The sequence below is a fragment of the bacterium genome, assembly GCA_019912885.1.
In the GTDB taxonomy this organism is placed as follows: domain Bacteria; phylum Lernaellota; class Lernaellaia; order JACKCT01; family JACKCT01; genus JAIOHV01.
The window spans coordinates 13,465-28,672 of the sequence record JAIOHV010000145.1 but is presented as its reverse complement, the minus strand read 5'-3'; the positions used below and the strand labels follow the sequence as shown (position 1 = coordinate 28,672).

General features: G+C 65.6%; 14 protein-coding genes. 12 read left to right on the top strand and 2 right to left on the bottom strand.

Translation table 11 applies throughout. The features are described from left to right. From K8I61_12320 to gcvPB, 5 genes are all read left to right on the top strand, one after another. Positions 1-444 (top strand): DUF2752 domain-containing protein (locus K8I61_12320; protein MBZ0272815.1); only part of this gene is annotated, 444 nt, incomplete at its 5' end. A gap of 162 nt (positions 445-606) precedes the next feature. After that, the gene (locus tag K8I61_12315) at positions 607-903 is read left to right on the top strand and encodes a zinc ribbon domain-containing protein (GenBank protein ID MBZ0272814.1); all 297 of its coding nucleotides are present in this window, start codon (positions 607-609) and stop codon (positions 901-903) included. Positions 904-1,153: 250 nt separating this feature from the next. Further along, positions 1,154-1,540 carry a glycine cleavage system protein GcvH gene (gcvH, locus tag K8I61_12310; GenBank protein ID MBZ0272813.1) on the top strand — a complete coding sequence of 129 codons (387 nt, stop codon included), beginning with the start codon at positions 1,154-1,156 and terminating at the stop codon, positions 1,538-1,540. 4 nt (positions 1,541-1,544) lie between these two features. Then, positions 1,545-2,891, top strand: coding sequence for an aminomethyl-transferring glycine dehydrogenase subunit GcvPA (gene gcvPA / locus K8I61_12305; protein ID MBZ0272812.1), 1,347 nt, complete (start codon positions 1,545-1,547; stop codon positions 2,889-2,891). After that, positions 2,881-4,320 (top strand): aminomethyl-transferring glycine dehydrogenase subunit GcvPB, encoded by a 1,440-nt coding sequence (gcvPB, locus tag K8I61_12300; protein ID MBZ0272811.1) that lies wholly within the window; start codon positions 2,881-2,883, stop codon positions 4,318-4,320. The genes gcvPA and gcvPB overlap by 11 nt, the downstream gene beginning before the upstream one ends. 80 nt (positions 4,321-4,400) lie before the next feature. Here the strand turns inward: gcvPB and K8I61_12295 are convergent, their stop codons facing one another. Together K8I61_12295 and K8I61_12290 are read right to left on the bottom strand one after the other, a co-directional pair. After that, positions 4,401-4,955 (bottom strand): hypothetical protein, encoded by a 555-nt coding sequence (locus K8I61_12295; protein ID MBZ0272810.1) that lies wholly within the window; start codon positions 4,953-4,955, stop codon positions 4,401-4,403. Between the two features lie 112 nt (positions 4,956-5,067). Further along, complete coding sequence (locus K8I61_12290) at positions 5,068-6,693, bottom strand: outer membrane protein transport protein (protein ID MBZ0272809.1); 1,626 nt, start codon at positions 6,691-6,693, stop codon at positions 5,068-5,070. 192 nt (positions 6,694-6,885) lie between these two features. Here K8I61_12290 and K8I61_12285 point away from each other — a divergent pair, with 192 nt between their 5' ends. From K8I61_12285 to aroA, 7 genes are all read left to right on the top strand, one after another. Then, entirely contained in the window at positions 6,886-7,308 is a 423-nt protein-coding gene (locus K8I61_12285) for a hypothetical protein (protein ID MBZ0272808.1), read from the top strand. Next, positions 7,280-9,214, top strand: coding sequence for a DNA mismatch repair endonuclease MutL (gene mutL / locus K8I61_12280; protein MBZ0272807.1), 1,935 nt, complete (start codon positions 7,280-7,282; stop codon positions 9,212-9,214). The genes K8I61_12285 and mutL overlap by 29 nt, the downstream gene beginning before the upstream one ends. A gap of 4 nt (positions 9,215-9,218) precedes the next feature. Continuing rightward, positions 9,219-10,181, top strand: a complete 963-nt coding sequence (gene meaB, locus K8I61_12275; protein ID MBZ0272806.1) for a methylmalonyl Co-A mutase-associated GTPase MeaB — start codon at positions 9,219-9,221, stop codon at positions 10,179-10,181. A 1-nt stretch (position 10,182) separates the two neighbouring features. Continuing rightward, positions 10,183-11,757, top strand: a complete 1,575-nt coding sequence (locus K8I61_12270; GenBank protein MBZ0272805.1) for a hypothetical protein — start codon at positions 10,183-10,185, stop codon at positions 11,755-11,757. A 110-nt stretch (positions 11,758-11,867) separates the two neighbouring features. Next, positions 11,868-12,824: a tRNA (adenosine(37)-N6)-dimethylallyltransferase MiaA gene (gene miaA, locus K8I61_12265; protein MBZ0272804.1), complete on the top strand. Its 957-nt coding sequence runs from the start codon at positions 11,868-11,870 to the stop codon at positions 12,822-12,824. Then, positions 12,821-13,915, top strand: a complete 1,095-nt coding sequence (locus K8I61_12260) for an aminotransferase class I/II-fold pyridoxal phosphate-dependent enzyme (GenBank protein MBZ0272803.1) — start codon at positions 12,821-12,823, stop codon at positions 13,913-13,915. Before miaA ends, K8I61_12260 begins: the two co-directional genes overlap by 4 nt. Further along, on the top strand, positions 13,912-15,207 hold the full coding sequence (gene aroA, locus K8I61_12255; GenBank protein ID MBZ0272802.1) for a 3-phosphoshikimate 1-carboxyvinyltransferase: 1,296 nt from the start codon (positions 13,912-13,914) through the stop codon (positions 15,205-15,207). Before K8I61_12260 ends, aroA begins: the two co-directional genes overlap by 4 nt. Position 15,208 lies beyond the last annotated feature (1 nt).

The window sequence follows — 15,208 nt, the reverse complement described above, 5'->3', positions numbered from 1 at the left end:
GGGCAAGCCGTGCCCGCTCCGCCGGAGGCGCGCGCCGGCACAAGCCGCCGTCTTGGCCCGAACGCGGCGTTTCGCATCACGCTGCTTGCGTTGATCGCGTCGGGCTGGGCGGCCATTTACGTGTTGCCGTGGGAGCCAATCTTCCGCGTGCGCTCGTGCCTGTTTCTCCGGCTGACCGCACACCCCTGCCCGTTTTGCGGCATGACACGGGCGTGCGTCGCGTTTGGACACGGCGATATCGAGGGTGCGCTGGCGCATCATCCACTCGCGCCGTTTCTCATGGCGGCGTCCGTTGCCGTCTTTGCCGTGACGGCCTTTCGCCTGGCCGCCAAGAAGCCGTTGGCGGATGTCGAGGGTTTTCTTTCGCGGCGGCGCTGGCTGACGGTCCTTGGAGCCGGAGTCGTCCTTGGCGCATGGATTCTCAAGCTCGCGAAAATTGGATAATATAACCGGTCGCCGCCGCATAAAATTGGCGGGGCCGACGCCGTCACGAGATGGCCGCGCCGGTCGCGCGGCCTTGACGGTCGCCGGAAAATGGTTACGTTTCGTTCGCCGCGAGCCCGATGCCGATCGGGTCCACGACCGGTGACGGAGGCACGACAAGACATGCCGATCTACGAATATTTTTGCAGCCGTTGCGAACAGGTTCACGAGGTGACGCAGCGCATCTCCGACGACGCGCTCGAATCCTGCCCGGTGTGCCATCACGGCGACGTGCGCCGTCTCATCAGCCGCTCGAACTTCCAGCTCAAGGGAAGCGGGTGGTACACGACGGATTACGCGCGCAAGTCCGCGAACGGCGGCGCCACGACGGCCCCGGCCGCCAAGACCGACGCAGCTTCCGCGCCGGCTTGCGCCAGCGGTGCTTGCGGTTGCGCCGGCTCGGGGCCGTCCTCGAACTGATCGCACCCCCCCGCACGAACCAACGAAACGCGCGTCCGGAACGCGCGTTTTTTTCGTTTATCGAGTGGCCCTCGCCGCGGTGACACGATCCCGCCCCGGCACGCCCCCGCTCGATCCTCAATCCTCGATCCTCACTCCTTCTTCGCATTGACCCTGGAGACGGGTTTTGGTACATCCAACGCCGCAGAACAGCCCAAATTTTTTTAAGCCACCCGCTTATTTCACGCCCGCAAAACTTGAGGAGTCTTTCATGACCGTGCCGGCCGGATTGCGCTATACGAAGGAACACGAGTGGGCCAAGGCGGACGGAAACGTCGCGACGATCGGCATCACCGATCACGCGCAGGAGGCCCTGGGCGAGGTCGTCTATCTTGATCTTCCGGCCGTCGGCGCGACCGTGACGGCGGGCGACACCTTTGGCGCGGTCGAATCCGTGAAGGCGGTATCGGACCTTTACTCCCCCGTCACCGGCAAGGTCGTCGAGGTTCACACGGCGCTCGTTGACGAGCCAGGCATCGTCAATACCGATCCCTACGGCGAAGGCTGGATGATCAAGGTCGAGATGAGCGATCCGGCCGAATTCGACGGCCTAATCGACGCGGGCGCCTACGAAGAATTCCTCAAGGAAGAAAGCTGATCCGTTGCGCTACATTCCGCACACCGGCGACGACGTTCGGCGGATGCTCGCCGCCGTCGGCGCATCGAGCCTCGACGATCTGCACGAATCCGTTCCCGACGCCATTCGCCTGAAGGGCGCGCTTCATCTGCCCGAGGCGCTCGGCGAGGCGCGGCTTCTCGATCATCTCGAGCGCCTGGCCGATTCCAACGACGGCGCGCGGATGGTCAGCTTTCTTGGAGGCGGCGCGTATCGCCACCACATCCCGCCGGCGGTCGATCAGCTCCTTTTGCGCGGCGAGTTTTTCACCGCGTACACGCCTTATCAGGCCGAGCTCAGCCAGGGCAATCTCCAGGCGATCTTCGAGTTTCAAACGATGATCGCGCGCCTTTTGGGCATGGAGGTCGCCAACGCCTCGATGTACGACGGCGCGTCCGCGTCCGCGGAGGCGGTGCTGATGGCCATGCGCGCCACCCGGCGCGAGACGGTCGTGCTGTCCTCGGGGATCAACCCCGCGCATCGCGGCGTCATCGACACGATCACGCAGTATCTTGGCGACGGAAAAACCACGCTGCCTCTTGGCACGGACGGGCGCACGGATTACACGGCGCTCGACGCTTCGATCGGCGAGGCGGCGGCGGTTGTCGTGCAGTCGCCGAACTTCGCGGGCGTGTTCGAGGATCTGCCGGCCGCGCGAAAGCTCGCCGATCGCCTGGGGGCCAAGCTCGTCGTCACCTTCACGGAGCCGCTCGCGTACGCCATCGCCGAGCCGCCGGGCGCCTTCGGCGCGGATATCGTCGCGGGCGAGGGACAGAGCTTCGGCGTCCCGGCGAGTTTCGGCGGGCCGTACCTCGGGCTTTTCGCGGCAAAAAAGGACGACGTGCGCCAGATGCCCGGCCGTCTTTGCGGCGAAACGGTGGACGGCGACGGCAAGCGCGCGTTTGTCCTGACACTCTCGACGCGGGAGCAGCACATCCGCCGCGAGAAGGCGACAAGCAACATCTGCACGAACCAGGCGCTTTGCGCGCTCGCGTGCACGATTTACCTGACGCTGCACGGCAAGAACGGACTTCCGATCCTGGCGCGGCAGAATCTCGCCACGGCGAACGCGGCGCGCGAAGCGCTCGAAAACGCGGGCGCGAAACGAAAATACGCCGCGGCGCACTTCAACGAGTTCGTCGTCACGCTGCCGATGCCGGCGGAGGTGTTTCTTACGGCGTGCCGCGCGAAAGGCATCATCGGAGGCTTGCCGCTCGGGGGAACGCGGGGCTTTGGCGAAAACGATCTGCTCGTGTGCGCGACGGAATTGAACACGGACGAGGATGCGAAGCGGCTCGCGGCCGTGCTTTCGGAGGCGACCCATGCGTACTGAGACGCAGACCGTTTTCGAACGAACGCACCCCGGCCGCATGGGCGTCGTGCTCGGCGACGACGCGCCTTCCGCGACGCTGCCGGCCGATCTCGCGCGTAAGAGCGCGGCCGAGTTGCCGGAACTCTCCGAGGTCGAGGCGATCCGCCATTTCACGCATCTTTCGCGGCGCAATTTTGGCATTGATCTCGGTATGTATCCGCTTGGGTCTTGCACGATGAAGTTCAACCCGCGCGTCAACGAGGCGGCCGCGCGGCTGCCCGGCTTCGCGCGGCTGCATCCGAAAACGCCCGCCGAGCTGTCGCAGGGCGCGCTGCGTTTGATGCACGAGTTGCAAGGGTATCTCGCGGAAATATCGGGGCTGCCCGCCGTCACGCTGCAACCGGCCGCCGGCGCGCAAGGCGAACTGGTCGGCCTGATGCTCATCCGCGCGTATCACGAATCAAACGGCCATCCGCGCAAGAAGGTGCTGATTCCCGACACCGCGCACGGCACGAATCCCGCGTCGTGCTCCATTTGCGGATACGCGGTGGAAACGGTGCCAAGCGGCAAGGACGGAAGGCTCGACCTTGACGCCCTTCGCGATGCCATGAACGAGGACGTCGCCGCGATCATGGTGACCAATCCGAACACGCTCGGGCTTTTTGAATCCGGCATCCGCGAGGCGGCCGAGATCGTGCACGCCAAAGGCGGGCTCGTGTATTGCGACGGCGCGAACCTGAACGCGATCATGGGCATCACGCGCCCGGGCGATTTCGGCGCGGACGTCATGCACATAAACCTGCACAAGACGTTCACCACGCCGCACGGCGGCGGCGGTCCGGGCTCGGGGCCCGTTGCGGCGCGCGAATTTCTTGCGCCGTTTCTACCTTCGCCGGTGGTCGTGAAAAACGGCGACGCCTACGCCCTGGATTTCGACCGCCCGAAGGCGGTCGGCCGCGTACACGGTTTCAACGGCAACTTCGGCATGCTGGTGCGCGCGTACACCTACATCCGCGAGATGGGGCCGGATGGATTGAAGCGCGTCAGCCAGATCGCGGTGCTGAACGCGAACTACGCGAAGGAAAAGCTGAAAGACCTCTACCACCTGCCCTACCCGGGCCCGTGCATGCACGAGTGCGTCCTGTCGGATAAGACCGTGCCGAACGGCGTCACGACGATGGACGTCGCCAAGCGCCTCATGGACTACGGCTTCCATCCGCCGACGGTGTATTTCCCGCTCGTCGTTCGCGGCGCGATCATGATCGAGCCGACGGAGACGGAAAGCCCGGAGCGAATCGACGATTTCGTGGCGAGCATGCGCGCAATCTTCGAGGAAGCGAAAAACGATCCGGATATCGTCAAACACGCCCCACACAACCAGGCGGTCAAGCGGGTGGATGAGGCGCGGGCCGTGAAGCGGATGCGGTTGACGGCGGATATGGAGAATTAGGACTCTATCTATCCGCAGATTTCGCAGATTTCGCCGATGTCCCGGGAGCGCAGGCGTCTCGCCTGTTTCGAAACCTCGACCTAGAATTTAATCGTCAGCAGGTCGCTCCGACCTTTCGGCGCGGGTGTTTCCTGATTCTTTCCGGACATTTTTTTCGGTGCCGCCCTCCTGGTTTTCGCGCCTGGCTTTTTCACCCGCGAAAGCAATTCGGGCGCGGCTTTTTTCGAAGGCGGCGATTTCCTCGCCGACGAGGATGGCGCGGATTTTTTCGGCTTGCGCGTCGATGCGGGTGCCGGCACGAGGCTGCCCGCGTCCATCGGCGATTCGCCCTTCTCGCCGGACACGCGTTTTTCGACCGCGTCGATCGCCTCGTCGAGCTCGCGCAGCTCCGTTTCCACGTCGTGCAACCGGCGGGCGATGCGGTCGATGGCGCGTTCCACCTTGTCGTGATCGGAAAACGACGGCAGCCCGGCGAAATCGCGCAGGCCGCGCAATTTCGAGGAGACGTTCTTCTTCGCTTCGAAGGCGTCCATCATGAACTTGCTGCCCTCGGGCGTCGCGAGCCACTGCATGAGGATCGCGCCGGGGTCTTTCTTTTTCGATTCGCGCATCACGCGCCAAAGCGAGCCGGCCATGGGAATCTCCTCGAAACGGATTTACCACAGAGAGCACGGAGAACACAGAGGAAAAAAACCCGTTCAGAAACCTCTGTGTTCTCCGTGCCCTCCGTGGTGAAAATTCTTTTCCTCACCAAACGAACGAGATCTGCGTGCCGCCGGAAAGGATGTAGCCTTCCGCGGCGACATTCGTAAACGGCATCGCCTCATCGACCGTATCCTTGTCGAATTCGCGGCGCGCGAGATAGCGGAACTGAAAATGCGCGTCCAGGCCGATGTGGTCGTTGAACATTGCGCCGAATCCCGACGCGAACAGGTGCCGGTCCGGGTCGATGAGATTCGTGTACCCCGCGTCGGTGCCGAACGGGCTCGGCTCGTACGCGTACCCTCCGCGCGCGGACAGGCGGATATCGCCCACCGCGTCCGTGCGGATCGCGGGGAAGCGGTACTCCGCGCCGATGCGCGGGTGGATGACGTCGTGGACCGGCGGGCGGATCTGCCGCTGGAATCGAAGCGGGATGTCGAGTTCGATATCCATGCCCGGCAGCGCGAGCGACGTGGACGGCACGGACGCGAGCGTGCCGAGCACCGGCACGGTCAGGCTGCGGATTCGCGCCTGAATGTTCGCGGGCAGCGTCGTGAACTGCACATGAATGTCCTCGATTTGCATGTCCATGTCCGGGCTCGGCATCCCGGACCAGTCGTACCACGTGCCGTCAAGGGAGACGGTGAGCTGGTCGGTGGGATCGACGGCCACGCCCGCCGAAAGCTGCCGCGGCTGCCAGAGATCGTCCATCGCGAGCGACGCCTCGATCGGCATGCGCAGATTGGCGACGACGACGCCGGACAGCTCGGCGATCTCGATCGGGATGTCGATCGGCGTATCGCCAAGCGCCGGGATCGAGACGCGCAGCACGGTGCGAAGCGGCATGAGACCGGGGGCGAGGTCCGCGAGGCGCGAAAGGTCGATGACGTAGTTACGCAGCACGAGATCGAGCTCCGCGTCGATCTCCACGTCCCATTCGAATTGCGAGCGGTAGGAGGCGCCAAAACGTATCCAGGGTTTCGGCTTCCAATACAGGCCAAAGAACGGCTCCGCCGTGAACGGGAAGTCGATCGTCAGGTCGGCGGCGGAGTCGATCTCGTCGGACAGCGGCTGCTTGTTGCTGCCTTCGATCGGCACAACGAGATGCCCTCGAACCTTGATGAACACATGCGTCCCGAGTCCCACGGATAATCCCGGAAACGCCTCGATCGCGCCGCCGACGAAAACCGCCGCGCGCTGCGCGTAGTGGTCGTGCAGGATCGGCGTCGGCCGGTGCGTATCGATCGGACGCAGGATCACCGCGCGCCGTTCGGGGACATAAAGCGCGAGGCCCGCCTTGAAAATCTCAAATGGCGACAGGACGATGCCGAAGTCGTATCCGGTGATCGTCGGCACGTCCTCGGCCGCCTCTTCCATATCCCGAAGGACCTTCGCCTGCCGGTTCGAGATGCCGGACGCCCGTTTCAAATCGATGTCGATCGTCGGGTCCGCGGAGACGATGCCCAAGCGCACCTGCGTCGCGTGGACTTCGATAAGCGCTGCCGGATTGTAATAGAGCGCGGAGAAATCGTTGGCCGCGGCGGTCTGGGCGCTGGCCATTCCGCGCGCGCGGGCGCCGAACCCGTACATGTCGAGCGGGCTTGCCTGCGCGAGTCGCGGCAGCAGGACGTGCGTAAAAAACCAGATCAGCGTGATGGCAAAACGGCGCATAAGGCATGGCGCTTATAGCGAGGATTGAGGATTGAGGATAGAGGATATGGGTTGACGCGCCCTCGTATCGCGCCGATGAGCGGGCTCGGCCCGCGATCCTCGATCCTCGTTCCTCACTTTGACTTGCCAGCCCTGGCCGCATCTGCTAAAGGAGTTTCGCCCAACCGGCGGAATTCACGAAGGAGTCTTGCCATGCGACACGGCCTTGCCGTCGCCTGCATCCTCATCCTTGGCGTTGCGTGCGGCGTTATCGTCGCGTGCGACGGGGACGAATACGACCAGCTCACCCGGCCGATCAACGAGGACGACGGGACGTACGCCAAGGATCGCGACGCGTTGCAGGACTGCGACGACTTCGACGTCAAGATCGGCGACTGCTACGACGCGTGCAGTTGCTGCGTCTCGGTGCCGGAAGGCGAATCGGACCATCCCGCGCTGAATGACTGCATCGGCTTTTGCGACGATCTGCTCCTTCGCATCAACGATGTCGAGCATCAGAGCAAGGCCGACATCACCGCCTACAAGGAATGCGTCGTCGGTTGCTTCTCGGTTTGCGAGAAGCCGGAACCCGACGTAACCTGCTTCGATGAGTGCGCGCATTACCTCGGCGAATGACCAAAGCGTAGCGGTCGAAAACGAGACCCCGACGACCTCCCCGGACCACGGGGGGGTCGTTTCGTTTGATCCCGGCGCCTACCGCAAGGTCCGCCTGCTGACCGAGAACGTCGCGAACATGATCGCGGCGGGCGAGGTCGTCGAGCGTCCCGCCTCCGTCGTGAAGGAGCTTGTCGAAAACGCCCTGGACGCCGGCGCGACGCGCGTGATGGTGGACGTGCAGATCGGCGGGCGGCGCTCGATCCGCGTTGCCGACGACGGTCACGGCATGGACGAGGACGACGCCCTGCTCGCCCTCGAACGCCATGCCACAAGCAAAATCAGCGATGAGCGCGACCTGTTCGCCGTGCGTTCGTTCGGATTTCGCGGCGAGGCGCTTGCGGCCGTGGCGAGCGTGTCGCGTTTCACGATGCGCACCGCTCGCGCCGGCGCCCAGGCGGGGACGCGGATCGTCGTCGAAGGCGGGCGCGTGCGCGAGGTCGTCAAGGAAGGCGGCCCGCCGGGCACCGACATCGAGGTGCGCGACCTGTTTTTCAACACCCCCGCGCGCCGCAAATTCCTGCGCTCGCCGGAAACCGAATTGACGCACATCGTCGATGCCGTGACGCGCGTGGCGCTCGTGCACGAAGGCGTCTTTTTCCGGCTGCGCGCCGACGGCAAGACGTTGTTGCAGGTGCCCCAGGCGGCGGATCTGGCACAGCGCGCGTCGATCCTGCTTGGCCCGGACGCGGCGGCGGGTCTTGTGCGTCTTACCGCCGAAAGGCCGCGCGTGCGCCTTGAGGGATATCTCTCGGGGCCGCAGACGACGCGCTCCACGCCGGGCTATTACTTCGTCTATTGCAACGGCCGCTACCTGCGAGACCGTCTCATCACGCACGCCATCAGCACGGGGTATCGCGGACACATTCTCAAGGGCCGTTATCCCGTTGTCCTTCTCAAGCTCGATGTGCCAAGTGAACTGGTCGACGTGAACGTGCATCCGACCAAGACGGAAGTGCGCTTCCGGGATGGGTCCAGCGTATTCGAGGCGATCGTCTCGGCGATTGACGCCACGTTGCGCGACCGTTTCGGCGCGGCCGAAAATCCGTTTGAGCCGGCGATCCGCTCCGCCCCGCGGCCGGCTTCGTTTGGCGGCGGCGGAGAGTCCACGGCGTGGCCGGAACGCGAATCCGGCGAGCCGGGCCCGGCATTTACCGCGCCGCTCTTCCACGAGGCGCCGCCACCGGAGACGGATGAGGCCGAGGTCGCAAAACGGCCGGACGCCGATCCGGGCGCGCCGATGTTCCGCGAGGGGCATGACGAGGAGCCCGAGGCCGGTCCGTTTTCCCGTCTGGCCATCGTCGGCCAGATGTTCCGCAACTACATCGTCTGCGAGTCGGCGGAATCCGGCGGGATGATGGTGATGATCGACGCGCACGCGGCGCACGAAAAGATCCTGTTTGAAAAGTTGCGCGTTCAATACGAAACGAACCGCATTCCCGTGCAGGCGCAACTCGTCCCGATTCGTCTTGACCTTCGCCGCGCCGAGTCCGACGCGCTCAAGAAATGCGCCGGGGCGCTTTTGGCGGTGGGCATCGAGGTGGAGGAATTCGGCGGCGACACATGGCGCATCGTCGCGATTCCGTCGATCCTTTCCGGCGGCGAGGCCGAGGGCGCGGTGCGCGAGTGCGTCGAGCGCTGGCTTGAGACGGGGCAAGGCGGTTCGCCGGCGCCGGCGGATCGCTTTTTGTCGGTCGTCGCCTGCCATTCTGCCGTGCGCAGCGGACAGGAGTTGACCGTCGCGCAAATGCGGGAGATTCTACGCGGCCTTGACCGCACCCGGGGCGCGGCGTCCTGCCCGCACGGGCGCCCGACATTCTGGTACGTTCCCCTTATGGAAATCGAAAAGCGGTTCAAACGACGGTAAACGCATGAGTCTTGACTACGCCAAACGCGTGCTGGCGGGCGACCGCCGCGCGCTGGCCCGCCTGATCACCCTCGTCGAGTCGCGCGCGACCGACGTGCCGTCGGTCATGGCGGAGATCTATCCGGCCACCGGGCGCGCGGTGATCCTCGGATTCACCGGCCCGCCGGGCGCGGGCAAAAGCACGCTTGTCGACAAGGTGACGGCGCACTTTCGCGCCAGGGACATGACGGTGGCGGTCGTGGCGGTCGATCCGAGCAGTCCCTTCACGGGCGGCGCGCTCCTGGGGGACCGCATCCGCATGCACCGGCATTTCGGCGACGCGGGCGTGTTCATCCGCTCGCTCGGCTCGCGCGGATCGCACGGTGGCGTCTCGCGCGCGACGCGCGATGTCGTTCGCCTCATGGACGCGGCGGGATTCGACGTCGTCATCGTGGAAACCGTCGGCGTCGGGCAGACCGAACTCGACATCATGGAGATCGCGCGGACGACGACCGTGGTGCTTGTGCCCGAATCCGGCGACGTGGTTCAGACGATGAAGGCGGGGCTTACCGAAATCGCCGACATCTTCGTCGTCAACAAATCGGATCGGGCGGGCGCGGACGCGATCTTCCGCGAGCTTTCGCAGATGATCGAATTGAACGACCCTTCCGCCTGGCGGGTGCCGGTCCTGCAAACGCAGGCGCTCAAGAACATCGGCGTCGATGAGCTGTGCGCAAAAATCGAGGCGCACGGCGAATGCCTCGCGAGCCCCGACGCCCCTGTCCGGCGCGTGAAGCTGACGCCGGAAAGGGAGCTGGTGGAGGTTCTGGCCTCGCAGCTCGAGGCGGGTGTGATCCGGCTCGACGACAAGGACAACGATGCGGCACGGCTTGTCCGCGACGTGGCCGAAGGCCGCGAAAACCCTTACGCCGCGGCGGCCCGGATCGCGAAATCGCCGGACCTGCTGCGCGAACTTCTGACGGCTTGATATGAGCGCCAAACGCCTTTTCGTCCTCGCGATCCTCTTCGCTTTCGTCCTTCTCCTTTCGGGCTGCCCGGAAAAAGAGCCGGAGGAAGAAGACGATCCGCCCGACATCAACGGCCCGCAGACGCCCAAGGAGCTGAAGGTCGAGGTCTCCGACGCCGCGGTGCGTTTCAAGTGGCTGCTTCCGACCAAGGCGGACAGCCTGTTCAACCGCGACCTGACGGGCTTTCTCATCCTGCGCGCCGATGGCCAGGCGACAAATGCCCAACCCGCGCGCACGGACGCGCCGCTCGTCGGCGAGACCTATCTCGACCAGCGCGTGATCGCGGATATCTCGGTCGAACCGACAAAAGACCTGGAGATCGAGGTCGCGTTCGACGACGTCAACGTGCAAAAAGCGGTGACCTATCACTACCAGATCTTCAGCTACGACGAGGTGCGCAACTATTCCGAGCCCGCGCGGGTCGAGGCGACGCCCGGCGGGCTGACAGGGCCGCGCCTGTCGCACACGCAGACCCTCCTCGGCGACGGGCGCGTGCTTTTGACCGGCGGCATCGGCTACGGCGGCCCGCTCGATACGGCGGAGATCTTCGATCCGGAAACCGAGTCGTTCCGCGCCATCGAGGACCTGATGAGCGTGCGCCGGTTCGGCCATGAGGCGACGCTGCTCGACGACGGCGGCGTGCTTTTGACCGGCGGCTATGAAGAGGGATTCCTCGATACGCTCGACTCCGCGGAGATCTTCGATCCGGCGACCGAGACGTTTCGCCGGCTCGGATCGCGCCTTTCCGACGGGCGCGCGCTGCATACCGCGACGCGCCTTTCGGACGGCCGCGTGCTGATCGCCGGCGGCACCGACGGCGTGAACGGGCTTGTCTCGTCGGATCTATTCGATCCGGAGATCGAATCGTTTATCACGATCGAGGACGAGATGGCCGCGGGGCGCTACGGCCAGACCGCGACCGTCATCACGACGCCGGAAAACGTGCCGCTCGTGATGATCGCGGGCGGCCTCGACGACGAAAACGCGATCGGCACGGCGACGTTTTTCGATCCCTCGATCGCCGATTTCGGACGCTTTGAACCGCTGCCCGAGGACGAAGAAGAGCCGATGGTCGTCGCGCGAGCCTTGCACACCGCGACGCCGTTATCCGACGATCGCGTGGTGCTCGCCGGCGGTTTCTCCGGTTCGCAGGTTTCGGGGTCGCCGACCTCGTCGGTGGAAATCTTCGACCCCGCGACGGGCGGGTTCGAGGCGTTCGGCGTGCTGGCGACGCCGCGATCCGGGCACGTGGCCGTCAGCCTGTCGCCGGCAAGCGTGCTGGTCGCGGGCGGCGTCGACAAGGATCTCAACATCCTTTCGACAAGCGAAATCGTGGATGTCGGCGCGAACGCGGTTTTCGAGGGACCGGACTTCGTCGTCGCGCGGACGGTCGCGCGCCTGACCGTGCTTTCCGACGGCCGCGTGTTCGTTTCCGGCGGTAACGGCAGCGGCGATTTCTTCCTTCCGGCGCCGATCTCGACCGCGGAGATTCTTTCGCCGGACGATTTGTCCTTCCGCGTTGTCCCCGCGCCGTGAAAAATTCCTTCGACACGAAAACACGAAGAGCACAAGAAACCCGAACGAAAACATCAAAACGACATGATGAGCCCTTTGTGCTTTTTGTGCCTTTGTGTTGAAAAAACGCGATGGGAACCACGCGCCCCAAGGTCATCGTTGTCGTCGGCGAGACCGCGACGGGAAAGACGCGCGTCGCGATCGAACTGGCCCGCGCGCTTGACGGCGAGATCGTGAACGCGGATTCGATGCAGGTGTACCGCGGCATGGACATCGGCACGGCCAAGCCGACGCCGGGTGAGCGCGCGGCGGCGCGTTTTCACCTGATCGACGTCGCCTCCCCGCGCGAGGCGTATTCCGCCGGGCGTTTCGCCAGGGACGCGCGCGACGCCATCCAGGACATCCGCGCGCGCGGCAAACATCCGATCGTCGCCGGCGGCACGGGGCTCTACGTCAAGGTGCTGTTTTCCGGCATGATGGACGCGCCGCCGATCGACCGCGATTTTCGCGAGGCGATGAAAAAGATGGAAGCCGAAGACCCCGGATTTCTCCACCGGCGCCTTGCCGGGATCGACCCCGAACGCGCCGCCGAACTTGCGCCGCGCGACGTGTTGCGGATCGTACGCGCGCTCGAGATCCACCACCTCACCGGCGATACGATGAGCGCGCGCATGGCCCGGCATCGTTTTCAAACGAAGCCATACGAAACGTTCAAGATCGGGCTGCGCATGGGCGGAGAGGAACTGAGCCGGCGCATCGAGGCGCGCGTGGACGAAATGCTCACACGGGGCCTCGCCCGCGAGGTTCGCGCGCTCCTCGATACGGGCATGGCGCCGGATGCGCCCGCGCTGTCGGCCGTGGGTTACAAGGAAATCGTCGAATACCTGCGCGGCGATATCGATCTTTCCGCCGCTCGCGAGAAAATCGTCATCGGCACGCGGCAGTTGGCCAAACATCAGCGGACGTGGTTTCGGCGCGACAGGGAGATTGGCTGGTACGATATGCCGCAAGACGAGGCGCGCCTTTTGCGCGACGCCGCGGCGTGGGTTGCCGCCGGGCCGTCGCGGGGCAAGGACGGTGCGTCGTGAGCGGATATCGCAACCCCGCCCTCACCCGGCTGCCCGCGTACGAGCCGGGCAAACCGATCGAGGAGCTCGCGCGCGAAAAGGGCCTTTCGCGTATCGTGAAGCTCGCGAGCAACGAAAACCCGCTGGGGCCTTCGCCAAAGGCGCGCGCGGCGTATCTCGCGGCGGCCGAAGATCTGCACCGCTATCCCGACAACGACGCGCGCGCGCTTGCCGAAGCCGTGGCCGCGAGCGAGGGCATCGAGCCCGGGCAGATCGTTTTCGGCACCGGGTCGGACGACGCGATGCATCTGGCCGTCTGGGCCTTCGCGAGGCCCGGCGGCGCGGCGCTCGTGCCGCAACCCGGTTTCCTCGGATATCCCATCTTCGCCGAGCGCGTGGGCGTGACGCCGCGCCCGGTCGCGATGCCGGATTACGCCTTTGACCTGGATCGCGTGCGCGACGCGGCAAAATCGCCGGACGTGACCTTCATCTTTCTCGCGTCGGCCAACAGCCCGACCGGCACCGCGCTCGCGCACGACGACGTCGACGCGCTGCTCTCGGAACTTCGCGGCGACATCACCGTGCTGCTCGATCTCGCGTATGTCGAGTTCGATCCCGATCCGCGCGCGCCGCGGATGGCCGAGCTGATCGATCGGCATCCGAATCTTCTCTGTTGCCGCACGTTTTCCAAGGCGCACGGGCTCGCGGGCCTGCGTCTGGGGTATGTCGCCGCTTCAACGAATCGCGCGCGAGACATCGCGCGTATGCGGACGCCCTTTTGCGCCAACGGCCCCGCGCTTGCCGCGGCCGCTGCGTCGCTTGGCGACGCCGGGCATCTGGCGCGATCGCATGCCGTCGCGCGCGACGGTGTCGCTTTCTGGACGAGCCATCTCGCGGCGCTCGGCTTCGATGTCGTTCCGTCACGCGCGAACTTCGTCATGGCCCTCTGGCGCGAGGACGTTCGCGCGATCTACGAAGCCCTTCTCGATCGCGGCGTGATCCTGCGCCGCCTGCATGCGTTCGGCGTGCCCAACGGATTGCGCATCACCGCGGGCACGGACGACGAAAACCGCTTCGCGCTCGATGCGCTCGCCGAGGCGGTCAAGGGATGACCGGCGCCGGCCATCCGCCACGTGGCGCGACAAGGGTTCCCGGCGACAAGAGCGTCTCGCATCGTGCGCTCATCTTGGCCGCGCTCGCGAGCGGCACAAGCGTGATCGACAATCTCGGCCCGGGACGTGACGTGTTCGCGACCAGGCGCGCCCTCGAGTCACTCGGCGTGACCATCGACAATCTTGCCGGCGGCGCGGTGCGCGTCACCGGGCGCGGCGGCGCCCTGATCGAGCCCGCGTCGCCGATCGACTGCCTGAACTCCGGTACGACGATGCGCCTTCTGACAGGGCTTCTCGCGGGCGCGGGCGTTCGCGCGACACTCACCGGCGACGCGTCGCTTTCGCGCCGGCCGATGGAGCGCGTCGCCCTTCCCTTGCGCGCCTTGGGCGCGGATGTCCGCACGCACGATGGACGGCCCCCGGTCGAGATCCGAAGCGGCGCAACGCGCCCGGCGCCGATCGTGCTCGATGTCGCGAGCGCGCAGGTCAAATCCGCCGTGCTGCTTGCGGGACTTTTTCTGACAGGCGAAACGAGCGTCCGCGAGCCCGCCGCGAGCCGCGATCACACCGAGCGCTTTTTCGATTACACGGGCATCCCGCTTTCGCGTGCCGGCGGCGCGCTTGCCGTGACAGGCCCGGCCCGGCCGCGCCCTTTCACCGTTACCGTTCCGGGCGATCCGTCGTCCGCGGCGTTCGTCGCGGCGGTCGCGGCGCTCGTGCCTGGCGGCGATGTCACGATCCGCGATGTTCTCGCGAACCGCTCGCGGCTGGGCTTTTTCGACGCGCTTGCGCGCATGGGGGCGATCGTCGAAATCGGCGAGACGCGCCCGTTCGGCCCCGAGGACGTGGCGGACATTCGCGTCCGGGCGGCGTCGCTTTCCGGCATCGAGATCGCGGGCGAACTGGCGCTTGCGGCGCTCGACGAGCTGCCGCTTCTGGCGCTCGTCGCCGCGTTCGCCGCCGGTGCGACGGCGATTCGCGACGCCGGGGAATTGCGTCACAAAGAGAGCGACCGTGTGGAGACGACGGCGGCGATGATCCGCGCGCTCGGCGGGTCGGTGCAAACACGCCCGGACGGGCTCGACATCGGCGGCGGCGGACTCGCGGGAAACGGCCGTGTGCGTACGCACGGCGATCATCGCATCGCGCTGTGCGGCCAAGTGGCTGCCGCGTGCGTTCCGGGGGTCGAAATCGACGACCCGTCGGTCGCCGGAGTCAGCTACCCGGACTTCGCGGACGCGATCGCGCGTTTGCGTCGCAACGGCGAAACCGATCCGATCGGAGCAAACTGAA